The 25,768-nt window shown below is 43.5% G+C and carries 24 protein-coding genes; 1 reads left to right on the top strand and 23 read right to left on the bottom strand.

Annotation, left to right across the window (positions count from 1 at the left end):
• Positions 1 to 52: 52 nt before the first annotated feature.
• The 13 genes from BR63_RS02040 to nifH form a co-directional block, all read right to left on the bottom strand.
• A complete protein-coding gene (locus BR63_RS02040; RefSeq protein ID WP_034423386.1) occupies positions 53 to 1,330 on the bottom strand; it encodes a [Fe-Fe] hydrogenase large subunit C-terminal domain-containing protein in 1,278 nt (425 codons plus the stop codon).
• A 78-nt stretch (positions 1,331 to 1,408) separates the two neighbouring features.
• Complete coding sequence (locus BR63_RS02035) at positions 1,409 to 2,479, bottom strand: sulfate/molybdate ABC transporter ATP-binding protein (RefSeq protein ID WP_034423384.1); 1,071 nt, start codon at positions 2,477 to 2,479, stop codon at positions 1,409 to 1,411.
• Between the two features lie 150 nt (positions 2,480 to 2,629).
• Positions 2,630 to 3,511 carry a beta/alpha barrel domain-containing protein gene (locus BR63_RS02030; protein WP_243270052.1) on the bottom strand — a complete coding sequence of 294 codons (882 nt, stop codon included), beginning with the start codon at positions 3,509 to 3,511 and terminating at the stop codon, positions 2,630 to 2,632.
• Positions 3,453 to 4,523, bottom strand: coding sequence for a homocitrate synthase/isopropylmalate synthase family protein (locus BR63_RS02025; RefSeq protein WP_034423382.1), 1,071 nt, complete (start codon positions 4,521 to 4,523; stop codon positions 3,453 to 3,455). The genes BR63_RS02030 and BR63_RS02025 overlap by 59 nt, the downstream gene beginning before the upstream one ends.
• A gap of 13 nt (positions 4,524 to 4,536) precedes the next feature.
• Entirely contained in the window at positions 4,537 to 5,187 is a 651-nt protein-coding gene (locus tag BR63_RS02020; protein WP_034423380.1) for a Fe-only nitrogenase accessory AnfO family protein, read from the bottom strand.
• Between the two features lie 89 nt (positions 5,188 to 5,276).
• Complete coding sequence (gene nifB / locus BR63_RS02015; RefSeq protein ID WP_081908209.1) at positions 5,277 to 6,167, bottom strand: nitrogenase cofactor biosynthesis protein NifB; 891 nt, start codon at positions 6,165 to 6,167, stop codon at positions 5,277 to 5,279.
• A 31-nt stretch (positions 6,168 to 6,198) separates the two neighbouring features.
• Entirely contained in the window at positions 6,199 to 7,566 is a 1,368-nt protein-coding gene (locus tag BR63_RS02010) for a nitrogenase component 1 (RefSeq protein ID WP_034423378.1), read from the bottom strand.
• Positions 7,567 to 7,580: 14 nt separating this feature from the next.
• Positions 7,581 to 8,915 (bottom strand): nitrogenase iron-molybdenum cofactor biosynthesis protein NifE, encoded by a 1,335-nt coding sequence (gene nifE, locus BR63_RS02005; RefSeq protein ID WP_034423377.1) that lies wholly within the window; start codon positions 8,913 to 8,915, stop codon positions 7,581 to 7,583.
• Between the two features lie 29 nt (positions 8,916 to 8,944).
• The gene (nifK, locus tag BR63_RS02000; RefSeq protein ID WP_034423375.1) at positions 8,945 to 10,312 is read right to left on the bottom strand and encodes a nitrogenase molybdenum-iron protein subunit beta; all 1,368 of its coding nucleotides are present in this window, start codon (positions 10,310 to 10,312) and stop codon (positions 8,945 to 8,947) included.
• Position 10,313: 1 nt separating this feature from the next.
• A complete protein-coding gene (gene nifD, locus BR63_RS01995; RefSeq protein WP_034423373.1) occupies positions 10,314 to 11,924 on the bottom strand; it encodes a nitrogenase molybdenum-iron protein alpha chain in 1,611 nt (536 codons plus the stop codon).
• An 18-nt stretch (positions 11,925 to 11,942) separates the two neighbouring features.
• On the bottom strand, positions 11,943 to 12,323 hold the full coding sequence (locus BR63_RS01990) for a P-II family nitrogen regulator (RefSeq protein WP_034423370.1): 381 nt from the start codon (positions 12,321 to 12,323) through the stop codon (positions 11,943 to 11,945).
• Positions 12,324 to 12,334: 11 nt separating this feature from the next.
• Complete coding sequence (locus tag BR63_RS01985; RefSeq protein ID WP_034423368.1) at positions 12,335 to 12,661, bottom strand: P-II family nitrogen regulator; 327 nt, start codon at positions 12,659 to 12,661, stop codon at positions 12,335 to 12,337.
• Positions 12,662 to 12,675: 14 nt separating this feature from the next.
• Complete coding sequence (gene nifH / locus BR63_RS01980; protein WP_034423366.1) at positions 12,676 to 13,503, bottom strand: nitrogenase iron protein; 828 nt, start codon at positions 13,501 to 13,503, stop codon at positions 12,676 to 12,678.
• A 593-nt stretch (positions 13,504 to 14,096) separates the two neighbouring features.
• Between nifH and BR63_RS01975 the strand changes: the two genes are divergently transcribed.
• Positions 14,097 to 14,915, top strand: coding sequence for a DUF4931 domain-containing protein (locus BR63_RS01975; RefSeq protein ID WP_034423364.1), 819 nt, complete (start codon positions 14,097 to 14,099; stop codon positions 14,913 to 14,915).
• 47 nt (positions 14,916 to 14,962) lie between these two features.
• On the opposite strand, the gene BR63_RS01970 is transcribed toward BR63_RS01975, so the two are convergent.
• The 10 genes from BR63_RS01970 to BR63_RS01925 all read right to left on the bottom strand — a co-directional run bounded on the left by BR63_RS01970 (position 14,963) and on the right by BR63_RS01925 (position 25,748).
• Positions 14,963 to 16,048, bottom strand: a complete 1,086-nt coding sequence (locus tag BR63_RS01970; protein WP_081908208.1) for an NADH:flavin oxidoreductase — start codon at positions 16,046 to 16,048, stop codon at positions 14,963 to 14,965.
• Between the two features lie 202 nt (positions 16,049 to 16,250).
• Positions 16,251 to 17,708: a transposase gene (locus BR63_RS01965; RefSeq protein ID WP_243269998.1), complete on the bottom strand. Its 1,458-nt coding sequence runs from the start codon at positions 17,706 to 17,708 to the stop codon at positions 16,251 to 16,253.
• A gap of 232 nt (positions 17,709 to 17,940) precedes the next feature.
• Entirely contained in the window at positions 17,941 to 19,134 is a 1,194-nt protein-coding gene (locus BR63_RS01960) for a CYTH and CHAD domain-containing protein (RefSeq protein WP_051966219.1), read from the bottom strand.
• A gap of 361 nt (positions 19,135 to 19,495) precedes the next feature.
• Positions 19,496 to 19,651 (bottom strand): YbfB/YjiJ family MFS transporter, encoded by a 156-nt coding sequence (locus tag BR63_RS19925; protein ID WP_207724751.1) that lies wholly within the window; start codon positions 19,649 to 19,651, stop codon positions 19,496 to 19,498.
• Between the two features lie 167 nt (positions 19,652 to 19,818).
• The gene (locus BR63_RS01950; RefSeq protein ID WP_034425404.1) at positions 19,819 to 20,049 is read right to left on the bottom strand and encodes a hypothetical protein; all 231 of its coding nucleotides are present in this window, start codon (positions 20,047 to 20,049) and stop codon (positions 19,819 to 19,821) included.
• Between the two features lie 11 nt (positions 20,050 to 20,060).
• Positions 20,061 to 21,764 (bottom strand): aldehyde ferredoxin oxidoreductase C-terminal domain-containing protein, encoded by a 1,704-nt coding sequence (locus tag BR63_RS01945; RefSeq protein WP_034425406.1) that lies wholly within the window; start codon positions 21,762 to 21,764, stop codon positions 20,061 to 20,063.
• A 66-nt stretch (positions 21,765 to 21,830) separates the two neighbouring features.
• Complete coding sequence (locus BR63_RS01940) at positions 21,831 to 22,385, bottom strand: FAD-dependent oxidoreductase (RefSeq protein WP_051966220.1); 555 nt, start codon at positions 22,383 to 22,385, stop codon at positions 21,831 to 21,833.
• Positions 22,386 to 23,148: 763 nt separating this feature from the next.
• Positions 23,149 to 24,978: an aldehyde ferredoxin oxidoreductase family protein gene (locus BR63_RS01935; RefSeq protein WP_034425409.1), complete on the bottom strand. Its 1,830-nt coding sequence runs from the start codon at positions 24,976 to 24,978 to the stop codon at positions 23,149 to 23,151.
• Position 24,979: 1 nt separating this feature from the next.
• Positions 24,980 to 25,432 carry a 4Fe-4S dicluster domain-containing protein gene (locus BR63_RS01930; protein ID WP_034425412.1) on the bottom strand — a complete coding sequence of 151 codons (453 nt, stop codon included), beginning with the start codon at positions 25,430 to 25,432 and terminating at the stop codon, positions 24,980 to 24,982.
• Between the two features lie 25 nt (positions 25,433 to 25,457).
• Positions 25,458 to 25,748, bottom strand: a complete 291-nt coding sequence (locus tag BR63_RS01925; protein ID WP_034425415.1) for a MoaD/ThiS family protein — start codon at positions 25,746 to 25,748, stop codon at positions 25,458 to 25,460.
• Positions 25,749 to 25,768: the final 20 nt, after the last annotated feature.

The raw sequence follows: 25,768 nt of genomic DNA, 5'->3' as shown, positions 1-25,768 counted from the left end.
AAAACAGACAAGTATACAGTATACTTGTCTGTTTGTTATGCACAAATGTCCATCAGGAAAATTCTCTCTTAAACATATTGGATTTTTCTCCTTCTAATAATTCAGGAATCTCTGCAAATCCTAATTTTTTCAATAAAGCCAGCACATACTCATTATCGGCAGGAGTAAGGCTATCGGCTTCTTCACCGTAGCGGTTAACCAGTTCTCTCCCTTTACCCGGATCTATCAGCACCTGGGGCCCTCCCACGCATCCCCCCGGGCAGCCCATGCCTTCGTAAAAATTGGCTTCAATTTTACCTTCCAAGGCATCCTGGAGCATCTTCCGGCATTCTTTTACCCCATCGGCTTGGGCTGAAACAATCTGGATTGGTTTTTCCGGCCTTAACCTTTTCAAAGTATCGGCTACCGCTTTACTAACCCCGCCCGTCCGGGCATAAATCCTGCCGGCCCGGGAAGAATGTTCGCTTTCGTCCTCTTCCATTTCTGCCGGGTTAATCTCTACAGCCTCAAAAATCTGCTGCAATTCTTTAAAAGTAATCACCACATCCACAGCATCCTTGACATCCTCTTCTTTCGCTTCAGCCTTTTTGGCCACACAGGGACCGATAAATACTACTTTAGCGTCAGGATGAAGCTTTTTTATCCCCCGCCCGCAGGCTACCATAGGCGATACAGAAGGAGAGATATGGGGAATGAGTCTGGTATAAACTTTTTTCACCATACCTACCCACATGGGGCAGCAGCAGCTAGTGAGAACAAAATCTCCTTCTTTAGAGACATGGGTATCAAACTCCAGTGCTTCCTTTAGCGTAAGAATATCAGCAAACAGAGCCACTTCCACCATGCCGTAAAACCCTAAATGCTTTAGCGCAGCCCGTAGTTTCCCTGGTGTCACATCAGGACCAAACTGGCCAAAAAAAGCCGGAGCTACAATAGCAAAAACCGGTACACTCCGGTCTTTTAAAACCTCTATCAAAGGAATGAATTCCTTTCTGTCTACCAAATGCTTATAATCGCAGGCCTCAATACAGGCACCACAGCTCTCACAATAATTGTGTTTGATAATGACATTACCTTTCTCATCCCTTTGGATGGCTTCAAACAGGCAGGCTACCTCACACTTTCTTTCTTCACATCCCGCATTATCCTTACAATCTTTAACCTTGAAAACCACTTTGTCCGGGTCTCCCCTGCCGGTAGCATAGTCAACATAATGGTTGATGTCATCATCACCCAGGCTCTTTAATTTTTCTATGTCTTCAGCCAGTTTCCCGTCATAGGCCGATTTAACCAAATCTTTAAAGATTTGTTCGTAAGTTAGAGTTGTCACGCTAACCCTCCACTCAGCTTGTATTATCCAATATTATGCCTCACGGCGAAAAATATAATGTGATAAAGAAACTTACATTTACGTTATAATGAAAAGTTTATCCTGAGGAAGATTAAGATAAACCGCACTCCCCGGATTAAGTAGTGCCCCTTCCTGCTTGGGAATTCTTGCTACAAGATGTAAATCCTGTACATCAGGAAAATTAAAGCAATAGGTATAATTCGTTACTTCCTCTACTACCTGGCTGACGGTGGCTGAAAACGTATTTTCGCTGGATGAAGCCGTAATCCGTAGGAATTCAGAACGTATGCCCAGGATAACAGGTTGGTTCTTTGCAATTTTTTTGTTATCCCCTACTACTGCTTTTACCTCACGGTCCAACCCCTTAACCAGTACCCACACTTCATTCCCCTCTTGCCAGGTCACAATCCCCTGCAGGAAGTTCTCTACCCCCAGCAGTTTAGCTGCTTCTAACGTTGCTGGCCCCTCAACTACATCTTGCTTGCCCCCAAACTGCAGAAGTTTTCCTCCCCCATACACTGCCATTTTAGAACAAAGACTGTAGGCTTCGGCAACGTTATGGGTAACGAAAAGCACACTGCCTCTGTAATAATTGTGGAGCTCATACAGTTCATACAGAAGCTGCTCCTTGACCTGGGTATCCAGGGCGGAAAAAGGTTCATCCAATAGCAGCAGCTCCGGTTCGGGAGCCAAAGCACGAGCCAGGGCTACCCGCTGCTGCTGCCCCCCCGATAACTGATGGGGATAACGCCCTTCCAGCCCCTGCAGCTTCATTTTCTGCAGGAGAATAGTAACCTTATCCTTAATTTCTGCTTTTGACAGGTGCTGTATACCAAAGGCTACGTTTTCACCAACTGTAAGATGGGGAAAGAGAGCGTAATTCTGAAAAACAAGTCCAACTTTGCGGCTCTGGGGCGGAAGATTAATTCCTAACTGCCCATCATATAAAACCTTGCCGTTAAGAACAATCCGACCTTGGTCAGGCCGCACCAGACCTGCTATACACTGTATAGTCAGACTCTTTCCACAGCCCGAAGGACCAAGAATGGCAAGAATCTCCCGTTCAATAGAAAATGCTACATCCAGGGAAAAACCTGGCAGCTCTTTCTTGATATTAACCTCAAGCATAAAGTCAACACCTCCCGTCTCTAATGACGACGCGCCCCTATCCGCTGCCGTCTTTTGATAATCTACCATCCAGCGGGCTGCCGCTATACCTAGGAAAAAAGCAATAACAATAGCGGTAAATGCAGTCCCGGGAATGCTTGCTGCCCTTGATTACAGCCATGGGACACTAATTATCTTCATTATTTCCTCTTCAACCGATTTCAGAGTTTCCATTCCAGGCCTTATCCCCAACCGCAAACAGCCATTTATCGCTTTCATAAACTGGAGATAATCGCAATTGCCAGCCCTCTCCCCAATCCCGCCAATTGTACAGTCCACATAGTTAGCGCCACCCTGGACTGCCGCAAGGGAATTAGCCACCGCCAGGCCGAAGTCATTGTGACCATGAAACCCCAGGTCTACAGGAACGGCTGTTTTAAGATAAGATATCTCGGCAAGTATCCTTTCCGGAGAAAGTATCCCGACAGTATCGGCGTATCTTACCATCTGGGCTCCTTCGGCAAAGGCATGAGAGCACAACTCAAGTAAAAAAGCCAAGTCTGCCCGGGAAGCGTCCTCCATCCCTACATTGACCGTAAAGCCATGCTCTCTGGCAAAATAAACACATCTTTTCAACCGGTCAAGAATCCACTTCCGGTCTTTTTTTAGCTTGGCCGCAATCTGGAGGTCGGAAGACGGTACTGATATATGAATAATATCCACTCCACAATCTATGGAATGCTGGATATCACTGATATTCATCCTGTTCCAGGCTGAAATCCTGCTATTGAGCTTTAGTTCGACCATCTTTTCTATACTTTTTTTCTCTTCGCCGCCTATAGCAGGTATTCCTGCTTCAATTTGATATATGCCAATACTGTTCAGCAGCTTGGCAATTTCGATTTTATCATTAAAATCCAGCGCCAAACCAGGTTGTTGTTCCCCATCTCTAAGAGTTGTATCAATAATCCTTATTTCCATAATTTCACCATATTTATATGAGCGGCAGACCGTTAGTGAGGCGCTGGCAAAGACGGGCCAGTTCATAATCATAGATTTCCCTCTTCAGTTGAGCACTGCTGCTCCTGACCCATTCCAGTATGAGTGAGGTATATTCCTCAGGAATCTCCAGGTTTAATTCCTTTAATTTGGATATTACCGATCTTGATCCGGAATGTTTGCCCAGTACCAGTTTTCTTGCCTGCCCCACCATCCCGGGGTCAAATGGTTCATATGTTAAAGGGTTCTTCTCAATACCATCGGCATGAATACCTGATTCATATTTAAATATGCTGGATCCTATTATGGCTTTGTTATTTTTAATGCATCGTTTACTTAGATCCTGGTATAACTTACTGAGGTGAGAAAACAAAGCTGTATCCCCTGGGATCTCCACTTTTTTAATTACTTTTAATCCCATTACTAATTCTTCCAGAGCAGCAAACCCATAAAGACCGCCCATACCCGAAAAAGCTACGGTCACAAAATCTATTGTATCGCCTTTCCCCGTTAATTCCAGAGCTGTTGACGAAGCTAAATAATACCGGTTGTGGGGGCAAATATCCACTTTAACCTTTAACTTCCTCACTTCCTCCACAGCCTGGTGCCATTCTGGAAGAAACGCGTGACTTAAACCTGAAATCCGTACTGCGTCTACCCAGCGCCAACCTGCACAGCCATTTATCAGCTCAAGCTTTTGTAAATCACCCGGTCCGGTGAATTCAAACTCCACAATAGCCTTCATCTTAATCCTGCTGAACCTTTTGGCCAATGTTTTATCCTGTACTAAATCAGAATCCATCACACAGTAAGGAAGGCGAGAACCCTTATATTTGTACAGATCCTCAGGTTTTTCCACTCTAAAAATAAAACTAACAGTGCTGGGTAAGTACTCCAGCACAGCCAGAGCGGAGCTGTTCACTTCAACATAGTCCACACCGCTCCTGGCCAGTATTAAAATGAACTTCTGTAACTCTCGACCAGTTATGTCACCGTTTGTTTTTAATAGTTCCGGAATAGTCCTGTCAATAATGAAGGAATAATGGTCACCTACTTTTACAGGCATTTATCTTCACCTCTTAGCTGCTGTCAGACCATGTTTTCTCAGGAACTCTCCTGGAGATGACGATTTTCATTTCCTGTTCATTGAGTTCCATAATTTCTTTGTCAAAATTACCTGCCAGTATTTCCCCTTCTAACCAAAGGGGAATGTGATTACACAAGACTTCCAGGGACTCAAATTCCCCTTTTCTGAGAAAAGGCAGCAGGACCTGTTTGGAAGTCAAATTTGAGTCCTTTTTTTGAATCTCTTTAAGGGAAATAGTATAAACCCCCGGATAAACCTCAACGGGGAAAATACTCTTGGGGGATTTTCTCCGTTTCATTTTATTACGTCTTTCCTCTTCCTCGCGGTGCCAGATATCTGTCAGGAATTCCTTTGGTTTGCCGCTGCACTCCCACACACTGCACTGCACTTTCTCCAGGATATAATAAGGGATACCTACAATTGAACGTCCCACAAAGATTTTGCACTCATGTAGAAACATTATAATCTCCTGCATTTTCGTCCTCAAATCCTTGATACTAAGCACTGCTTGCAGGCTGAAGTCTTTTTCCCTGGCAATACGCCATTGTCCCTTTTCTTTTTGATAAATAACCACTTTGCCTTTCTCATACAAAGATGCTGTTTCTCCATTTTCACCAAGGTATACCGCGATTTCGTCAGACATCAATAATCCCCCCTTTCACAGACTACTTAAAAAGTTTTTCATCCCGGAACCCTATAATACGAAAATATGCTGTTTAGGTTTTCGCATTATTACGCTCCTTTCTGGACCTGTTCCGTAAATTCCAACGACCTGTCATTCCCCAGAAGACCAACGGCATCAGCCCTGCACTGCCTGCAGTGATACATTTGTAAGAGGTCAGTTTGACATTTTTTTCTCATTTCGTTGAGTTTGATAATATTAGTCTCAGGGTAATGCTCAAAACTACTTCCCTTAGCGGGAATGAGAGGCATAATGTTGGTCATGAAGGCTCCCAAATCTCTCACTTTTCTAACAATGTCGGGAACATGATGATCATTGATACCTTCAACCATGACTATATTTACTTTCACCAGTACACCGTGGTGTGAAAGGTAAGCAATACCCTCCAGTTGGTTACCGATTAGAATCTGTGCTGCTTCTTTACCCCAGTAACGACTGCCCTTATAGTTTACAAATTCATAAATTTTTGCCCCAATTTCCTGATCCAGGCAGTTTACAGTAACCGTTACATGTTTTAAACCCAGTCCAATTATTTCTGCGGCATACTCAGGGAGCATTAACCCGTTAGTGGATAAACAAAAAAGTATGTCAGGGTCTGACTTTTGAATCAAGTCGATAGTTTTTCTTACATTTGCCCAGTTAGCTAATGCATCACCAGGTCCGGCTATCCCAACTACGCTAAGATTCTCTATTCTTTCCTTAACTTTTTGGAATCTCAGTAAAGCTTCCATTGGATTTAATATTTCACTGGTTACCCCTGGCCGGCTTTCATGTAAACAGTCAAATTTTCGATTACAGTAATTACAGCTGATATTGCAGTGTGGCGCTACCGGTAGATGGAGCCTGGCGTATTTATGCTGTGCATCAAAAGAGTAACAAGGATGTTTACTGTTACTACTGTCGGTATTATTGTCTATGTTTCGTTTGCATGAGCATTGCACGTTCCTCACCTCAGTCCTGTTATTAGCTTTACTAGCCGACAAAATATTTCCGGTAAAGAGAAGAGCGATAATTTTGATGTTTATTGTCCAGCAGGGTATTGGTGATACGATCTAAAAAAGCCATGGTTCCCTGGTAACCCAGGGACAGGATACGCTGGCCTCCTACCTGGTCGTGGACTGGAAAGCCCACTCTCACCAGGGGTATCCCTTCTCTTTCCGTCAAATACCGGCCTTCGGAACTGCCTATAGCCAGGTTAACCTTCATTATTTTGCACTGCTCCCGGATATGGGCAAAATCTGTGTCATTGAGGAGAACATAATTACTGCCCCCTTCCTGCAGAGATTTGGCCAGCAGCGCACCCAGCCTCTCATTCCTGCTGCCCGTGGCAATTACAGCAGGGAAAATACCGTTTTCCAGACAGGTAGTGGATATGGCATAGACCAGTTCCGTTTCCCCAAAGACAGCGCATCTTCCCTGAAAGTTATACTTGTGGGAATCAATCATACAGTCCAGGAGCCTGCCCCGCTCCAGTTCCAAGCCCCTGGGGACACCTTTCCCTGTTATCTCTCCCAGCGTCCTTAGAAACAGGTCTGTATTCTCTATGCCCATGGGTAGGGGAAGTCTATAGAGGGGAACACCGTATTCCTCTTCCAGGTATTTTCCCGCGGAAAGGCTGTCGTCGACGGTTATGCCCAGTTCCACCGTAGCCACGGCTCCTGACATTGCCCTGATGTGGGCAAGAGGGGTACCCCCTTCGGGAATTTTGTGGTACAACCTGGAATAAGGAGCGTCTAACGTATCGGAAACATCGGGTAAAAGAATATAGCCAATATCCATCAGGCTCAATATCCTTTTAAGCTCCCTAATATCAGCAGGGCTGATATTAGGGATGATTACATTAATCCGGCTGTGTTTTTGCGTCTTCTTAGCCAGTTTGGCAACTATTCTTCTTATCGTAAGAAAATATCCCTCGGTATGAGTACCACCATAACCAGGCGTAGGAACAGCTACCACTAAATCTTGGGACAGGTCCCTTTCTCTCACATATTCCTGGGCAATTCTTTCAATATCCTCACCAATGGTTTCTGCCAGGCAGGTGGTGAGAATACCTATGAAATCCGGGTGATAGACCTTTCTAAGGTTATCCAGCCCTTTTTTCAGGTTTTCCTCCCCCCCGTACACAGTACCTTTCTCATTGAGGGAAGAAGAAGCCACATCGACAGGTTCATTGAAATGTTCAGAGATATGCCTGCGCATATAAGTGCTGCAGCCTTGGGAACCATGGATAATGACCATGGTTTTTTCAATACCTTTTAAGGCCAGAATTCCTCCCATAGGCATGCACATATTACAGGGATTTTCATTAACATTGCGGAAGTGAGTATTTGTTTCACTCATGAAAGCACCACACCTTAGACATATTTCCAGACCGGGGAGCAAACCGTAGAGTATACTTCCCGGGCAAAATTTACTGCCCCGTCAAACCCGCATAAAGGATGTTTCCGGTCATGGTTATGGTCAATAAAGGCTAGCCCCAATTTATAGGCCAGCGGCCTTTCCTTAACCCCACCTACCAAGAGATGAGCTCCTTTTTCCAAAGTAAATCTTTCGATTTCTGCCGGATTGGCATCATCCAGGATCACTGTACCTTCTTCCACCAGGTCATTTATAGCTGCATAATCTTCCGGTCCCCCCGTTTGGGTACCAATCATGACAACTTCAATACCCAACTCCTTAAACTGTTTGATGAGGGAAATGGCCTTAAATCCACCCCCCACATAGACAGCGGCTTTCTTACCCTGGAGAGCCTTGCCATATTCCTGGATAACCGGTATGGTTTTTTCCATTTCGACCGCGATAAGTTCTTCTGTTTTTTCATAAACCGACTGGTCATTAATTGCCTTGGCTATCCTGCGTAAGGATTCCACTGTATCCTCAATGCCCACAAAAGAAACCCGGAGAAATGGTGTTCCATACTTTTCCTCAAATTTTTTGGCCAGGTACATCATAGAACCGGCACACTGGACAATATTAAGTGAAGCCTGGGTGGCAGTCTTTAAAGTCTCGTATTTGGCATCACCGGTAAAGGCCACATTAAGCGCTAACCCCATGCGGTTCAGATATTCCTTAATAATCCAGGTTTCACCCGCCAGGTTGAAATCACCCATTAAGTTGAGACAATTCTTTCTCTTCACGATTTTCTGCCCCCGCCGGGGCTCGATCAGCCGCAGGAGGCTGTCACAGGCAGCGCGGTAGCCCATGGATTTATTCCCCACAAAACCGCTGGACTGGACAGGAATAATTTCGATATTATGTTTTGCCGCCATGGCCCGGCATACAGCTTCTAAATCATCACCTATCACGCCCACAACACAGGTTGAGTAGACAAAAACTAACCTGGGCCTGTATTTCTGTACAAGTTCTTCAATGGCTTTTGTCAGCTTCTTTTCCCCGCCAAAAATTACATCCTGTTCTTTCAAATCCGTAGAAAAACTGTTACGATACAGTTCTGAGCCACTGCTCAGGCTTCCCCGGATGTCCCAGGTATAGCTGGCACAGCCAATAGGACCATGTACCAGATGAACAGCATCCGTGATAGGATTGAGAACAACCCTGGCTCCACAATACACACAGGCCCTTTGACTTACCGCTCCGGAAATACTGTCTGTATCACACTTTAAAGCTTTACGTTGTTTACTTTTGGTATAAACAAAATCCTTTCTTTCCTCGATGGCCAAATCCAGCATATTATCACGTCCATTTTCCCGTATTCACATTACATCACTAACTCCAGATCCTCATCGGCAGCATCGCGGTCTGTTCTGTCCAGGAGGGCGCTGCTGATCATTTCAATTATGCGCATAGCCCCTTTATAGCCGACAATAGGGAGATAGGTATGAACACTCCTGTCCAGGATAGGGAATCCTATACGCACAAAGGGAATATCTTCCGCTCTGGCAATATACTTTCCATAGGTATTGCCAATTAATAAGTGTACAGGTTCATTCTTTATCCACTGGTGCAGGGTAAAGAGATCTCCGGCTGCTTTTACTCTTCCTTCTATTCCGGCTTGTGCTAACATTTCGCTTATTTCCTTTTCGAAGGCAGTACCAGGAGTGCCTGTCAATACATGAATGGGCTGCATTCCTAAACTCAGAACAAATTCTGTTAAAGAGAGAACGATGTCGGGGTCGCCAAAAATAGCCACTTTTTTTCCATGAAAGTGAAAGTGGGTATCCGTCATAATATCCACCAGTTGTCCCCTTTCCTCTTCCAATTCATAGGGAACTTCTTTTACAAATTGTTTGCGCAGCGTCATCAGTAAATCATCTGTAGCCCTAATCCCGATAGGTGTTTTCAATACTTTAGCAGGTACATTGCATTTTTTCTCCAGGAGGAAAGCGGCATCAGCCGAGGCAAAACTGCCCAGAGCTATGGTCAGCTTGGAATTCCCCGCATCTACCAGGTCTTCCACTTTCGTCCCTCCCCTGGGGTACATGGTAAACTCCCCGGTCATGGGAGAATCTACTACGCCAGAGGTATCAGGAAACATAATGAATTTTATTCCCATTAACTTAAGCATTCTCTTTATTTCTCTCATATCAGACGGGTTAACAAAACCAGGTATGATGTTCACCTGTTCCTTTTTCTTTTCCCCGCTGGCTTCTGCCAGGTAATTCACCATTCCCTTAGTCATGTTGGAAAAACCGGTGATATGGGAACCCACATAACTGGGGGTATTAGCATGTATGACCAGCTTCCCTTCCGGGATTTCTGCAGTACGGATAATACTGGGGATATCATCGCCTATAGTTTCTGATAAGCAAGTGGTATGAATAGCCATTACATCGGGTTTATAAATGGTAAATACATTTTTAATAGCAGTTTTAAGATTGCTGCCACCCCCAAAAACAGAGGCACCTTCTGTAAAAGAACTGGTAGAAGCCATAATAGGGTCCCGAAAATGCCTGGTTAAATGCGCCCGGTGGTAGGAGCAACAGCCCTGGGAACCATGGCTGTGGGGCAGGCATTTGTGGATGCCCAGGGCGGCGTACATGGCGCCGATGGGCTGGCAGGTCTTGGCCGGGTTGATGACGCCCCCGCTGCTGCGTTCTATTATTTCTTTTGGTGTACTGTCCAACATATTACGACACTCCTTCTCCGATTGTTCCTTCCAGTAATGGTTCATGTTTCCATGGCGGCGCTATGAAATTCCAGGTGGGGGAGACAAAAGCCATGCTCACATCTTCGGCAAATTTCACGGCGCCGTTAAAACCTGCGTAGGGACCGCTGTAATCATAGGAATGAAGCTGTTTGGCCGGAATGCCCATTTTCTGTACCACATATTTATCTTTAATACCGGAGGCAAAAATATCAGGTTTTAACAGCTTGATAAATTCTTCCGTTTCATAATGATTTAGATCGTCCACAATAATGCTGCCATCTTTCATTTCTGTAATCATACCTGAATAATGGCTCAGGGGAATTCTCGCCTTCAGTTCTTCCATCTTGGCCGGGGATATTTTCAGCCTGAAATGCTTTTCATCAGGGACCACCTGAAGGTCAGGTATGTTTTTGGAGTCCGCATCAGGCTTTATAAAGGGGATAACCTGTCTACCCTCATAATCATCACGGTGGGCAAACTCATAACCGGCGAGCACCGTCTCAATGCCTAATTCCGCAAACAACCCCTGGTAATGATGTCCCCGGGACCCCCCTACAAAGCAGAAAGCTGTTTTCCCCTGGCAAATTTTTCTGTACTGGTCCATCACCGGTTGAATCCGGGCCAGTTCCCTGGCAATAACCTCTTCCGTCTTCTGCAGCAAATCAGGGTCGTCAAAATAGAGGGCCATATTTTTCAAAGAATCAATAGTGTTCTGAATCCCAATAAAGTTAACTTTTAGCCAGGGCGTACCGTATTTTGTCTCCAGCATTTCCGCTATATAGTTGATAGAACGATGACATTGGACCAGGTTCAACTCCGCCACATGGGCGTTTTTTAATTCTTCGTAAGAACCATCCCCTGTCATCACGGAAATCACATGATAACCTATCTCCTCCAGGACCCTTTGAATCTCCCAGCCGTCTCCGCCAATGTTGTATTCTCCCAGGAGATTGATGGAATACCTGGCAGGGGCCTTCTCCATTTCCCCCTGTCCGATAACTTTCTCCATGAGGCCGTTGTTGGCAATATGGTGACCGGCAGATTGACTGACTCCTTTATAGCCTTCACAATTGAAAGCCAGTACTTGGATGCCGTGTCTTTTTTCAGCTGCTTTGGCCACTGCAGCCAAATCGTCCCCGATCAGCCCCACAGGGCAAGTGGCAGAAACAGTGATGGCATTGGGTTTAAAGATTTCCACCACTTCATCAATAACATTGGCTAATTTTTTTTCCCCGCCAAAAACGATATCACTTTCCTGCATATCCGTGGAAACGCAATAATTGAGGTAATTCTTTTTTCCTTCTTCACTCTTGGCTTTGTTGCGACGGGTACCCCAGGTATAGTAGGCACACCCTATGGGACCATGCACAATATGGACCATATCCTTTAAAGGACCCAGCACCACCCCTTTACACCCGGCAAAGGCACAGTGGCGGTTGGTAATTATGCCGGGAATGGTCCTAGTGTTGGCTTCAATCTCCTGGCGGGCCAGGTCCGCGTCCTTGATGATTATGTGCTTTTTGCGATTTCTTTTTACCTTAGCCGGATACTGATCCAGTATTTTATCCAGCATTTTTTCGTTTATTGCCATGTTTAAACCCTCCAATGCTTAGATTGCATCTATACCACGTTCACACGTCCTGACCCTTACTACATCCAGGATGGGCAAAACAAAGATTTTGCCGTCGCCGCTGTGGCCTTCCTGATTGACTTTAATAATAGTCTCAATTACTTTCTGTACCTGGTCATCAGGTACGATAATATTAAGCATTCTCTTGGGTATCAGCCTGCTACCCTGGGCTAAACCTTCGGCAATTTTACCTGCCACCTCTTCCGGTGCAGCCAGTTCATCAATGATGGAGTGAACATTAACCATTTTGCCCCGCCCCAATACCTTCCTTGCGGTCATAGAACTTATCCCTGCTTCGGACAGAGCTTTTTTTGTAACATTTACCTTGTTCATACGGATGATAGCCATAACTTCTTTCATAGCGGCCCCCCTTAGAGACCCTTTTTGCCGCTGCTGATGGTGTACACTTCTTCCACGGGACTTACGAAGATTTTTCCGTCACCGTAATTGCCTTTTTCCCCGGTTTTAGCGTATTTAAGAATAATATTTATTACATCTTCCTTGTCTTCATCCCCTACTACCATCATCAGCATTTCTTTAGGTATCTCATCATAAATCACGTCGCCAATTCTTACTCCTTTTTGCTTACCCCGTCCTACCACATCTATTTTTGTAACGGCAGGAAACCCGGCACTGTTTAGCTCAGCCAGAATGGTATTAGTTTTTTCCGGTCTAACAATAGCCCTGATCATTATCATTAGTTCACCCCTCCTTACGCTATGGCATCAAGAAAACCGTACTGCATCATTAGTTCTTCCAGGCGGTCCTGGGTCATGGGTTTAGGAATGACAAACATCCTGTTTTCATCGATGGCCTTGGCCAATTTCCGGTACTCATTAGCCTGGTTGGCCTCCTTGTCAAAGTCTATTACAGTTTTCTTGTTTATTTCCGCCCGCTGGACAATATTGTCGCGGGGCACGAAATGAATCAATTGGGAACCGATTTCCTCGGCAAAAGCTTTCAGCAATTCATATTCATTATCAACCTTCCGGCTGTTGCAGATGATACCACCCAGCCGCACTTTCCCTGATTTGGCATATTTTTGAATGCCTTTGGCGATGTTATTGGCAGCATAAAGGGCCATGAGCTCTCCTGAAGCTACAATGTATATTTCCTCCGCTTTTCCTTCCCGGATGGGCATGGCGAAACCGCCACAAACCACGTCACCCAGTACATCATAGAAGACATAATCCAGATCCTTGTCATATGCGTTTAATGACTCTAACAAATTAATGGATGTGATAATACCGCGCCCTGCACAACCCACTCCGGGCTCGGGTCCACCAGATTCTACACATTTTACACCTTTAAAACCCGGTTTCATAATATCATCCAGATCGATATCTTCCCCCTCGTCCCGTAAGGTATCCATTACCGTTTTCTGACACAACCCGTGCAGCAGTAACCTGGTAGAGTCGGCTTTGGGGTCACAGCCCACCACCATTACTTTCTTGCCAGCCTCAGCCAGGGCAGCCACGGTATTCTGCGTCGTCGTCGATTTACCAATCCCGCCTTTTCCATAAATCGCTACCTGTCTCATCGTCATTTCCTCCTATCCTTTTAAATAAAATAATAGATATAGAAAAAGACGCTTTAACTGGCAGGAAAATCACCGTTTCCAGTTCTTTTCCTCTTGTTAAAGCGTCTTTGCCCTCAAATACAGCAACTACTCTGTTATCTGTATTGAATGTAATTTTATAGTTAAGTGAAAGGCGCTTTTATCTTCTGGTCTGCTGACTTTTAAGAGCCAGAGTTCCCGAAAATAAAAGCGCCTTTGCTTTGTATTTTTAATTATTTCAATTGTTATAATACAGTTGGAATTAATCCAGCCTGTATTAGCTTTGTTGTTTCACATTATAGATTACAGTTTACTAGCAAGTCAATTATTTTTACGTATGTATTATGTATTATTATTTATATTATGAGGATTCTTTCTTATATGATTTTTTTGAATACAATATATTACTTTATAACTGTCGTATACAAAATTCCTGGTTTAATTCAGTGTAGTATACAAAATTCCTTCGTAAGTATATCTCGCATTTTAATTATAACTGATCCTAAAGCTATAGCTTTTCTTGTAAAATATAGTTATGATAACTATGAGAACATAAGTGAATTAAGGTGAGATTAATGTCTTCCAGTACTCATTTACACTTTAATTCCCACCTGGGCGCTCAGAAACCCAGGACCATCGCCCGGCAAAAGCCCAATCCAGCACAAAAAAATGACACAAGCTGTCCTTTCTGCAACCGTGAAAGTTTGGTCGATATCCTGGCATCCGAAGGTCCCCTCGTCCTTCTCAAGAATAAATATCCGGTTTTGGAAGATACCCTTCAACTGGTGTTAATAGAAACTTACAATTGTGATGAAGAACTTTCCATATACTCTAAAGAACACCTGCACCACGTAATTCGTTTCGGTGTGGAAAAATGGCTGGAAATAGAAAACAGCGGTGAATTTAGTTCCGTTATTTTCTTCAAAAATCATGGGCCCTTTTCGGGGGGAACCATCTTCCATCCCCATATGCAAATTGTAGGCCTAAAAAAAGTTGATTACCGCGAAAATATCAGGGAAGAAGATTTTGAAGGTGTTGTCATCACCCAAGCCCCGGGGGTGGAATTCAACCTTTCTACCAAACCACGTGTTGGTTTTTTTGAATTTAACGTGGTTCTCAGTGATATAAACCAGATTGATCAGATGGCGGATTATATCCAGACCGCCGTTCACTATGTTTTGAACTACTTTGACTATCACTGCAACAGTTACAACCTCTTCTTTTACAAACTGGAGGAAAAGATCATCGCCAAGATCATGCCCCGCTTTGTCACCTCGCCTATTTATTTGGGTTTTTCCATTCCCCAGGTGTCTAATCGTATTGCAGAAATGGCCCGGGATGTACGGGAAAGATATTTTACTGAAGGGACTCCGTCCCCTAACACCCCTGTTTAGGAAATTTGTATAAAAATAAGGCCCTCTTACGAGGGCTTTTCTTTTTTTCAACTATTCTTGTAATAGCACTTAAGACCCTTGGGATTGAAACAGGCGTTGCAGGAAACACAGGCTGCTCTTTCCTGTCCTTTTAGAAAGCGGGTCACCAGGTCAGGTTCTTTGATCAAAGGCCGTGAGAGAGCTACCATATCAATATAATGGTCCCTGACCACGGCTTCCATCACTGGCAGGGAGCGCAAGCCCCCTACCAGGATAACGGGAATATTAACGTTTTCCTTCACAGCTTTGGCCGCTTCTAAAAAGTATGCTTCCTGTTCGGGCCTGACAATATTGAGTTGGGACATAACGTTACGGGTATCCCGCATCCCGCCGCTTACTTCAATGGCAGCAGCACCTAATTTTTCCAAGAGCTTGGCTGTATAAAGGACATCATCTATATTGAGATATTCGGAGCCTGAAAAACCATCGGTGGAATTAAGTTTGACCAGAATAGGATAATCGCTACCCAGTTGGAAACGGGCCCGTTTCATGATTTCCTCTAAAATCCGGGTCCTATTTTCGATACTCCCTCCCCACATATCTTTACGGCGGTTCGTATATGGTGAAATAAACTGGGCCAATAAATAGCCATGGGCAATATGCAGCTGAACCCCGTCACAACCCGTATCTCGGGCCCGTACCATGGCGGCCACAAAATCTTCAATGACCTGCCAGATTTCTTCTTCCGTCATTTCTCTGGGCATAATACCTGTTGACTTCTCAGGTACAGCAGAGGGAGCAAGGGGAGTAAATCCCCCATCTGGCAGAGCCTGTCTCCCTGCATGGGAAACCTGTATCACCAGTTTGCTGCCAAAACTGTGTACCGCCTGAACCACCTTTTTATAACCGTCAATAAACTTATCGCTATAAATAGCATTCTGGTTCACACTAGCTTTGCCGAATGGATGCTGCACATATGAATGAGCTGTAATAATTAATCCCACCTCGTTGGCGGCCAATGTCCTGTACAGATCTATTTCCTGCTCCGAGATAGTACCGTCGGCATTCCCAAGAAAGTCCTGGGTTGCTGAACGTACAAAGCGGTTTTTTACCACCATGGAAACAATGTTGACATGCTCGAAAAGAATACTCACCTTAACCCCTCCTCATATTACTAATTTTACCATAGTCATTCGATGCCTTGCAGTATGTGCAAAATTTATAGCCCCCTTCAGAAGGGGGCTATAGGAAATGGGGCATTTGATAACGACTGGTTTACTCTACTCAGGAGGTTCTGGTAAGATCCTCTTACCTGGTATCTATTTTATGAAACATGACCATATAAAGTGACAGTAGTTATGCAGTTTCAGGATAATTTTTCCAATTCCATAACCTAAGTTCCAAAGAATGTGGCCAGAATTTATCAATAAGCCTTGAAAAACGCTGGGTTGCCGTGTCAAAATAGACTTGGATCAACTGCTCGCAACAGCGGATCCGACAACCGGCGTTGAAGAAGTACCTTATCACTTCGCAGAGGGAGGGGGCTTGTTCGGCGCCTTCTTTATTGCACTCCCAAGAGGCATAACAAAGAAGGGTCTTCGCTGTAAACAAGAGCTCCACATGTGCGAAATGAGCTGTTTCAGACTGAGCATAGCAAGATGTTAAACCAAGATTCTGTTTAGCGGTGCGGTAAAAAACTTCTATTCTCCATCGTTTAGCATAGGCAGTTGCAGCTTCTTCCGGCGTATCTACGCGATTGCTTATCAGGAGATACGCATCCTTGAAGGTTGCCGGGCATTCTTCCTCCGGAAGAACTATGCTGCCCTCGACAGCCTGCTTCTCATAAGTGGCTGCAATGGCAGCTATGGGTAAAAAACGTTGTCTAGTAATGGGTTTTCCCTTGCGTGTTAAGGTCTCATAGGGCATTTTGATGTAAATGTCCGGAATACTGAGAACCGATTCTTTGCCAAGGACCCGAAGCTGGGAATAAACTTCTCGCAGCAGTTGCTTCGGATTAAGTTTAATGTAGCGTTCCTTTCCTAGTACCGGGTCGTAGATTTTCCTGAATAGCGCCGTGTTACGTTTGGCTTTGGTAACCCAGTCAAAATTTTGACCCATCAGCCAGTTCAGGAACTTTTTACACAAAAACCAGCGATCCATGGCTACCCAGAGTCTGGCCTTGTTCAACTGACGCACCTCTGCGAGCATCTGTTTAGCAAGATCAAGCTTGGTTTGTTTTTCATTCTCCTGGCCATTTTTAACCCAGAAGCGCCACAGCATAGGATATTCGAGCCCATTCTTTAAGACAGCCAGGGTCGACACAAGATTAATGCACCATACATGGCACTTATCCGAACTGTCAAAGAGCCAACAGAGAAAGGGGATTTTTTTACCGTGAGGATGCTCAATTTTAGTATCGTCTAAGGCAATGATATCGCCGTCGGTCAGCCTGCTATCCGTGTTTTCTTGTAACCTGGCAAATCTGCCCAAAGAGAACCGGAGCCACTGAAAGGGCTTGGAGAGAAACCGGCTGAAGGCACTTTGAGAGATGATTTGCCCGGAAAGCAGTTGTTGTAAAAATGGAGCTTCCGTTGAAAACTTAGCATTTTGATTTGCAGAACTTGAATGATTAGCAAGGCCGCAGATGTAGGCAAAAGCCAGGAGCCACGCTGGAATTCCGGAGTGTTTGCGTATTCCGGACTGGGAAAACAGCAGAGACAGGTCAAACAAATCCCAAATTGTCTTGAGTACCGGGATTCCGGCACCTTGACCGTGATCCTTTTTTTCGAAAGTTGGTTTACACAGTTTCTTCATCAACATCACCCATATCGCTAGAGTGATGGTAAAAAATACCATCCAAAGCGATTATGGGGGCTTTTCGAAAAAGTCAAGACCTTTTTTGTCGAAAATTAGGATCTTTTTTAAAATATTTTTTGAGTTATTATTTTCTATTTATTTCCACCAACTGCATAACTCCTGTAAAGTGACAACCTTAACATGACTAAATAAAAATATTTACAGTAAAACCCATCTTTATAACACTGTATCATCCTGTAGATAGTAATTCTTCTATCCAGCCCTTTATGCGGCAACTGAAAAAATCCGATAATGACATGCCGGCAAAGTTATTTTCCTGCCAGGGGTTTTCCAAAAGCCAGGCCCAAAAATCAAGCAAAACAGCGGTGAAAAAACCTGGGGACATTTCTTCCAATAACCTTTCTAACATCCCTTTTCGCTCTTTCACCATTAAATCCATGAACCATGAAGTGGGCTGCAAAAGCATCATTTTGTTTTCAGTAATTTCCTGTAATGCGGTCATTACCACATCAATTTCCCGCAGGGGGAACAATTTAAGACTAAGATTCCGCAATTCCTCTTGTTTTGCTTCATAAGATTCGGAATCAAGAAGAGGACTGCCAAAAGATAAGAGGGAACGAAGGCGGTGCAATTTAATCCTCAACTGGTGAAGAGTTTCCGGGTCTTGGGGCTGTTTTAGAAAATCCTCATAAGCCGCTAAAACATACTGAATATTTTCAATGAGAATTTTGAGCATGGCTTCTCTTACATTTTCATTGCCATCCAGACTTAACTTGGCCTTACTTTCTTCTAAGGTGGCAATGCCCAGCATTTTCAAACCACGGGAAAACTTGCTGCGGGGTTCCAGGAAGAGGGGGTACCGCCTGGCTAAAACTGCCCCCAGTTTCAGTATTACTGCGGGGTTCCCTTCCTTTAATTCCAGTTCAATTTCCGCAAACTTCTCACGCCTTTCGCCGGCCACAACCTCTCCCCGGTCTGCAGCTAATTCGATACGGCTGCCGTCATACCAGGATAAGCTTAAACTCTTACGTTCAAAGCATGTCACAAGGAGCTCTTCACACTGCTCCTCCCCTGCCACCTGGAGCAGACGGGGACCGACGGGAGTTTGCAGAAAAGGACTTAAATCAGGCAGCGGTAAAGGCACCTCTACGTTCCATTCATTACGTATATGCAAACCACCCGCTGATAAATCATCGGCTTTCACCGTGGCTATCCATTTATCACCCTCACGGCGTATCCTGTAAGCAATTCCTGCCCTGGTCAGGGCCCTGCCGGGGGTATCATAATATATGGCTTCTAACCATTGTGCCTGTAACGACTGGGGCTGGGCCAGCTCTTGTATATGGGGATCGTTTAACAATTTTCCCAGTAAACTTTCGTCATTCAAACGTAATTTTAATTCCATCTCCGTGTTAGGACCCATAGAATACCTCCCACTACTCAAATAATCTTTGAACATCAACATTATCCCTTATTTTTGGCAGGCAACACCTACGAACTTAAAAAAATTACTAACTCTTTCTACATTATCCTCCTAATTATTCCACATTGTCCCTATACTACCAAAGTGAAAGATAAGTTTATTAAGCCGCTACCAGCCAGGGCAAAAATGCTTGTTTCAACTCTTGTTTTGCATAATTCGGCTTCAGATGCGGGACGAATATTGCCTGTTTCCGGTATTAATATCCAAGTTAACAGTCCAATAAAGAAACAAATAAAGGCCAACCCAATCCATGTACCACGCCAACCGAAATACTGGTTCAATAAGGGTACTGCCAGGCCTGTTAAAAATATTCTGAGATAACCCCCGCCATAATAGCACCTAAAAGGTAACCGAAATAATTAATAGATGCAAGATAACCGGCAAAAACCTCAGAAAAAAATAGCTCCCTCTGCATCAAAGGTAGAATAGGAGTATAGGCAAACCTCTCCTTCCCCACTAGTCTAATTCAATATTAAGGTCAATGTAATATAATATAAAACGAAGGTTTTAGATATTTACCATCATATATATTGATATCTCATAGGCAGGAATGAATTTTATTAGAAGATCTGATTCTTTAGACAAATAAAACCCAGGGCAACTCCCTGGGTTTCTCCCTTTTCTTTATCCCCCGCACAGTACAGGAAGCAAGATGATCTTGCCAGTTTCACTTATTCCATCGGTTAAGACTGCTGCCTTACCATTGTAAACCACCATTACTTCATTAAGGTCGATTGTAAGAGGTTGACTCTCCAAAAATTTAGCAACAGTAGTCCCTTTAATAACTTCAAAGACTTCTTTTTTCTTTTCCATCCGGGGTAAATTCCATTCGACTTCGATAGTAATCTTCTCCATATGATAACACCCTAAAAGACCATCTCTGCCAAATCTTCCTCAGTAATATCAAAAACTGTGCCTGTGGCGGGGTTTTCCTCTTCATAAAAATGTTCGGGTAAACGGTCATGGACTTTAGTAAAGCCGGCTTTTTCATTAAAAGCCCTTTCCAAACTGAGGTTATCCCGCGCTATTTTTTCCAGATCCTCCGTCGTCAGATCCCAGCCGTAACGGGCGTTGATTAATTCGACTAAAATAGAACGGCCCTTCAGAGCGGGACCTACCATCATACAAAATCCTAAAGCATCGAGAATCGTTACGCCTATCTGGGCATTACGTGAAGCCACAACCTGACCGTCTTTTAGGTGATGCTTAATATTGGCACGTGCCACATTACCTGCCGTATGGTCTGCTCCCATAGCCGAGGTGATATAGGTGACAGCTGTTCCCTTAATGGCCCTGGGTTCATAAGCAGCCATACCCTGTCCTTTTACGGCCGGCACGCGCCTGATGCCCAAGACTTTTCCTGCAATTACAGAACCGGAGGCAATGATACGCCCTAAATAAGTATCCTTAACAACTTCCTGCATCAGGTTAAGGACCGCCCCCTTGTCGCCGAAGGGAATAATACCCGCTTCCATGGCCACACCTATGGCACAGCCTATTTCAATAGTGTCCACACCATAATCATTGCAGAGATAATTAAGTTGAGCCACAGTATCCAAATCATCAATTTCCAGGTTGGAACCTAATAGGCAGATGGTTTCATACTCCAAAGGCGATACTATTTTGCTGCCCTTTTCATCGGCAAAAATATTGGAACAACGCACGATACAGCCCGGCATACAGGCGTGGGTGGTCTTCCCCTCTCCACCCCGGGATCTAATTGTGTTATAAAGAGCTGCCCCGTTAAGTTTATCAGCAGCCTCAAAGCGGCCTGTAAAGAAATTACGGGTAGGTAATCCTCCCAGGGCATTGGTGATTTCCATCATCGCCGCCGTACCATACTTCGGGAAGATTTCGGCCGTTTGCGGATGGGTTAAGATATTTTGATGCAGTTCTTTAACCTTTTCCTTATATAACTCCTGAACTACCGGTTCTTCCAGCCTGCATCCCGTATCATCCAGGACAATGCCTAAGAGATGTTTGGCTCCCATGACTGCTCCTAATCCCCCGCGACCGCAAAACCTCCCGGGCACTCCGTCGGCATCATTAATAGCTATACCTGCCGTAAGCAGTCGTTTTTCTCCTGCAGGACCTATGAGAATTAAACCTGCTCTAGGCCCATATTCCTGATATATAACCTGAGCTTTTTCCGTGATGCCCTTATCTTTTAGGTGACTGGCTTCTTGCAAGAAAACCTTATCTTTTTGTACTACCAGGATATACCAGGTGTTATCCTCACGAATCCCTTCTAATATTATAGCTCGGACACCCAGACGTCCCATTTTGAAAGCGGCAATACCGCCGGCATTGCTTTCTTTAATACCGCCTGTAAGGGGACTTTTGGCCCCGATAGATAGGCGGTTGGCACATGAAATGGTTGTACCCGCCAGGAGGCCACAGGTAACAATAAGCTTGTTATGGGGCCCTAAGGGGTCTGCATAGGGAAGAACTTCATCATAAATCAAACGGGAAGAAAGGACCCGGCCTGCCAGTTGTTTATAGTCATGTCCTATCTTTTCCTCTGCTATATTCAGGTTTTTCATGTCTACTCTGATTATTCTATCTAACATGTGATACCCCCTAAGAAAAGGATTTTTCGCCCGTCCAAAACTGGAAGCAGCTAATCTCACTTAGACTTACCTGTAAAAATGTATAGCTTTATGGGCCGTATCATGGAAAGCTTCCATTAAAGCTTCAGCAATGGTGGGATGGGGATGAATACAGTTTGCTAATTCATCGGCTGTACATTCTAATTTCATAGCTACTACTACTTCCGAAATTAGCTCAGTGGCTGCAGGACCAATAATATGTACGCCAAGTATTTCTTTGTACCTGCTGTCAGCAATCACTTTAATAAAACCCTTTGTTTCATCTTCAATAAGCGCTTTCCCGTTGGCCAAAAAGGGAAATCTTCCTACCTTAATCTCCCCATACTTTTTCCGGGCCTCTCTTTCCGTTAAACCCACGGAAGCGATTTCCGGGAAAGAGTAAACACACTGGGGAATAACTTTGTAGTCCATTTTTACTGGCTTACCAAAGATATTTTCTACGGCCACGATCCCTTCCGCCGAAGCCTTGTGGGCCAGCATATACTTCCCGTTTACATCACCAATGGCATAGATGTTGTGGGTACTGGTACGCAAATTCTCGTCAGTTATGATGGCACCTTTTATATTCCCCCGGCCCTCCACCTATAACGGCTAAATCAAAGCTCCAATCTGAATTGTTATTTGTTATGCCCGTGTTCGTTATAATGCTGTTAGTAGCCATTGTTTCACCATCCTAATTATACACTTATTCCTAATCTTGCAACACTTACAATAAAAGATATGGTTCTTCCAAAGGAGTTCCATGCTTCGCCGATTTTTTTTCTTTTCCTCTGGCGAAAACATCTGTATTCCCTTCTTTGATTAAAACAAAATCCTGCCAACATCTGTATTATTAATTCTACATATTCTCTACTCTTACCTCTTATTAGGGTGAAATTTTTTAAGCGGCTTCTTTAAAGAATAACTAAAAAGGGGTTGGGAGCCTAACTTCCAACCACCTCTGAACGAGATCTACCTGTTAAGATCTATTTACTTCATATATAAGCCACCGTTTATATCAATGGTAGAACCCGTAATATACCTGGAACAGTCTGATGCTAAAAATAGAACAACATGATAAATTAATAATCTTACCGTATAATTGTTCTCGCTACTTCTTTATATTTGTTTATTAATTCATCGGCCGGAACCACCTTATCCGCTAAACCTATTCTATAAGCTTCCTCAGCTGGAATCTTTATTTCTATTCTTTAAATCCCCAAAATACTTTTTATTTTGGTTCAAATTATTAGATTCGACATCAAATGTTGTAAAACTAAACTGGTACCCGTTTTAGGAGTCCTAACAGTTGTAAATAAAAAAGAGGCTATAAAGCCAGCCTCTCTATGTAAAAATTTTTGTATAACTATACTAAATCTAATTCAATTAATTTTTCCTGTGGCGGTATTCCTGTTTTTATATCCCATCCTCTCAATGAATAGTACTCATCAAGCATCATATCTAATTCTTCTGGTCTCATGAACATCCCTTTACTTGGGCCATCCGGAATTGGTTCTTTCATAAAGCGCGGAGGCAATATATCGTCCTTTCTCGTAATTCCTTCCCTACAATTGAACATCCTTTCCAATGTATAAATCCTGTCTGCAATCATATTTAATTCATCTAAGTCAAGGTTAAAACCAGTTAACAGATTGATCAATTCAACATATTTTTCGGACAAGTATTCCCCGAAAAACGGTTCTGCATGTCTACGGCACAAAATTAGGCTGTCTCCAATTGTTGTCATGCGCTGATTCTTTATTACATGTTCCGGCTTACCTTCAATTACTGCTCTATCCAACTTTCCGGATCTTTCAGCACCTGGTCTTGTATCCTGGTGACTTCCTCCCCTTGAAGAAACTGCATACCCTAAGCCCATTCCCTTTAAGCCACGAGCAGTATGGCCTGCCAGCTCCAATCCTTTCACATGAATGGCAAACTCATTACTACCCTTTCCTATTCTTTCGCTAGCAACTTTAACTCCTTCTGCCAAGATGTCTCCAATGCCCTCCCTCTTGGCGATCTTCCTAATCATATCAAGGATAATTTTGTGGTTTCCAAAAACTACATCTAAACCATCGATATCCTTGGCAGTAAGAATACCTTTTTCAAAACATTCCATTACCCAAGCAATAACAACCCCTGTACTCATTGTATCGATACCAAGCTCATCAGATAATCTATCTGCGGCAATTATGGAATCAGGATTATCATTTTCTAAGATAGATCCATAGGCATAAAGTGTTTCGTATTCAGGACCACGGCTGACGATACCAGCATATTCACCGCATCTGGCTTTCCAAAAAATAGCGGAGCGGGCAATACAACTTGAACATGCTTTATGCCCAATACGTAAATTCTGTTCAAGCATTGCGTTACCACTAATTTTCCAGGCATTTTCGAAAGTCTCTCTTTGCCAGTTTCTTGTTCCTAAAATACCAATAGAGTTATTCCCATCAATTGAGCCTGTACTGCCCATACTAGGAATTGCTTTTCCTAAAGCGGGATGTTTTTTCATGATTTCTAAGGACTCGGTAGTAAACTTTAAAAATCCATCGGGGTCGGCTATTTCTATATCACCATCCCCTCTTACTGCTATTGCTTTCAGATTCTTTGCACCAAAAACTGCTCCAATGCCTCCTCTTCCCCAGGCTCTGGTATCGCAGATAACTGAAGCGTATTTAACCAGATTTTCACCGGCCGGTCCAATACAGGCAACTTGAAATTCGGGATTACGGAGTTTTTCTTTTATTTTTATTTGAGTTTTTGATGTTTCTAACCCCCATAAATCTTCTGCATCATAAAAATTAATGCTTTGGTTTTCAATTACTAAAAATTTGGGATTCTTTAACTTTCCTGTTATAACAACAGCATCATATCCTGCACTTTTTAGCTCAGTACCAAAGTGTCCACCCATATAACTATCAATAAAAAGACCATTTAATGGAGATTTAGTCATAATACCCGTTATTGCAGCCCCCGGAAAAATTGTTCCATTAGCTGGCCCTACGACAATTACTAAGGCATTATCTTCCCCGAGAGGATCAGTTTCTGCAGTTACGGTATCATAAAGTAATTTAACACCAAAGCCATTGCCACCCAAAAATTTACGGGCAAATAGTAGATCTGTTAACTCACTTTTCACTGTTTCATTAGTAAGGTCTATCTTAAGAATTCTCTTATATCCACCATACATTTTACTGAACCCCCTTTTCCCGTCTTAAAGCACCCAGTCTTTGTTCATCCTCATATGTAATGGCGGTAGGAACACAATACTTTACACAAAGAGGTTCCCCTCCACATAAATCACACTTCAAAGGAATTGACAATTCTTCATGAAGATAGATGGCACCAAAAGGACATGCTTCCGCACATAAACCACAACCAATACACTTATTTTGATCAATGACTAAAGCACCGGTTTTTTCGTCCTGATAAAAAGCTTCAACAGGACAGGCTTCAGAGCATTTTGCCTTTTTGCAATGTCGGCAAATTACAGGTGTATTGTTCTCACCTAACTCACCTTCGACCACAATTTTGATTGCTGCTTTTTTACGGTTAAATTTATTCCCTAACTTGTGATAGGAGCATACAGATTCACAAATTCGACAACCGCTGCATTTTTCACTATCCACTAAGATCTTTTTCATAGATTAGCCTCCTAAAATAGCATCCTTACCCACCAAGAGCCGGTGGTAAAAAAACTATTTCATCATTTTCATTCAGTCTTATTTCCCTAAATTTACTCTTATCGCTCAGTATCGTTCCATTCACCGCTATTGCCATTAAAGACCAAACATCATCATGTTCGCAGTCAATAAGCTGATTAATTAGTTGCTCTCCATAAATTAGCTCTAATTCAGTCAGCAAATCACTTAAAGTAGTATCTTTTTTTAAATCCAGATACCTTTCTCTTATACCAGTGATTTCTTTATATGTACCATGAAATATTACCTTAATTAGCATATAATTCCCCTAAATATAGC

This window comes from Thermanaerosceptrum fracticalcis, from assembly GCF_000746025.2.
Lineage (GTDB): Bacteria > Bacillota > Peptococcia > DRI-13 > DRI-13 > Thermanaerosceptrum > Thermanaerosceptrum fracticalcis.
Note: the sequence above shows the minus strand (reverse complement) of the source record. Positions and strands in the feature narration are given on the sequence as shown.

What these genes read in the sequence shown, in the direction of transcription:
- BR63_RS02025 (WP_034423382.1), bottom strand. Translation starts at nt 4,523, where the DNA reads ATGCCTGTAAAAGTAGGTGACCATTATTCCTTCATTATTGACAGGACT.
- BR63_RS01945 (WP_034425406.1), bottom strand. Translation starts at nt 21,764, where the DNA reads ATGTTAGATAGAATAATCAGAGTAGACATGAAAAACCTGAATATAGCA.
- BR63_RS01985 (WP_034423368.1), bottom strand. Translation starts at nt 12,661, where the DNA reads ATGATAATGATCAGGGCTATTGTTAGACCGGAAAAAACTAATACCATT.
- BR63_RS02010 (WP_034423378.1), bottom strand. Translation starts at nt 7,566, where the DNA reads ATGAGTGAAACAAATACTCACTTCCGCAATGTTAATGAAAATCCCTGT.
- BR63_RS01975 (WP_034423364.1), top strand. Translation starts at nt 14,097, where the DNA reads ATGTCTTCCAGTACTCATTTACACTTTAATTCCCACCTGGGCGCTCAG.
- nifK (WP_034423375.1), bottom strand. Translation starts at nt 10,312, where the DNA reads ATGTTGGACAGTACACCAAAAGAAATAATAGAACGCAGCAGCGGGGGC.
- nifE (WP_034423377.1), bottom strand. Translation starts at nt 8,915, where the DNA reads ATGCTGGATTTGGCCATCGAGGAAAGAAAGGATTTTGTTTATACCAAA.
- BR63_RS02020 (WP_034423380.1), bottom strand. Translation starts at nt 5,187, where the DNA reads ATGTCTGACGAAATCGCGGTATACCTTGGTGAAAATGGAGAAACAGCA.
- nifH (WP_034423366.1), bottom strand. Translation starts at nt 13,503, where the DNA reads ATGAGACAGGTAGCGATTTATGGAAAAGGCGGGATTGGTAAATCGACG.
- BR63_RS02035 (WP_034423384.1), bottom strand. Translation starts at nt 2,479, where the DNA reads ATGCTTGAGGTTAATATCAAGAAAGAGCTGCCAGGTTTTTCCCTGGAT.
- BR63_RS01965 (WP_243269998.1), bottom strand. Translation starts at nt 17,708, where the DNA reads ATGAAGAAACTGTGTAAACCAACTTTCGAAAAAAAGGATCACGGTCAA.
- nifD (WP_034423373.1), bottom strand. Translation starts at nt 11,924, where the DNA reads ATGGCAATAAACGAAAAAATGCTGGATAAAATACTGGATCAGTATCCG.
- BR63_RS01935 (WP_034425409.1), bottom strand. Translation starts at nt 24,978, where the DNA reads ATGTATGGTGGATATAAGAGAATTCTTAAGATAGACCTTACTAATGAA.
- BR63_RS01925 (WP_034425415.1), bottom strand. Translation starts at nt 25,748, where the DNA reads ATGCTAATTAAGGTAATATTTCATGGTACATATAAAGAAATCACTGGT.
- BR63_RS02030 (WP_243270052.1), bottom strand. Translation starts at nt 3,511, where the DNA reads ATGATTATGAACTGGCCCGTCTTTGCCAGCGCCTCACTAACGGTCTGC.
- BR63_RS01950 (WP_034425404.1), bottom strand. Translation starts at nt 20,049, where the DNA reads ATGGAGAAGATTACTATCGAAGTCGAATGGAATTTACCCCGGATGGAA.
- BR63_RS01930 (WP_034425412.1), bottom strand. Translation starts at nt 25,432, where the DNA reads ATGAAAAAGATCTTAGTGGATAGTGAAAAATGCAGCGGTTGTCGAATT.
- BR63_RS01990 (WP_034423370.1), bottom strand. Translation starts at nt 12,323, where the DNA reads ATGAAAGAAGTTATGGCTATCATCCGTATGAACAAGGTAAATGTTACA.
- BR63_RS01960 (WP_051966219.1), bottom strand. Translation starts at nt 19,134, where the DNA reads ATGGGTCCTAACACGGAGATGGAATTAAAATTACGTTTGAATGACGAA.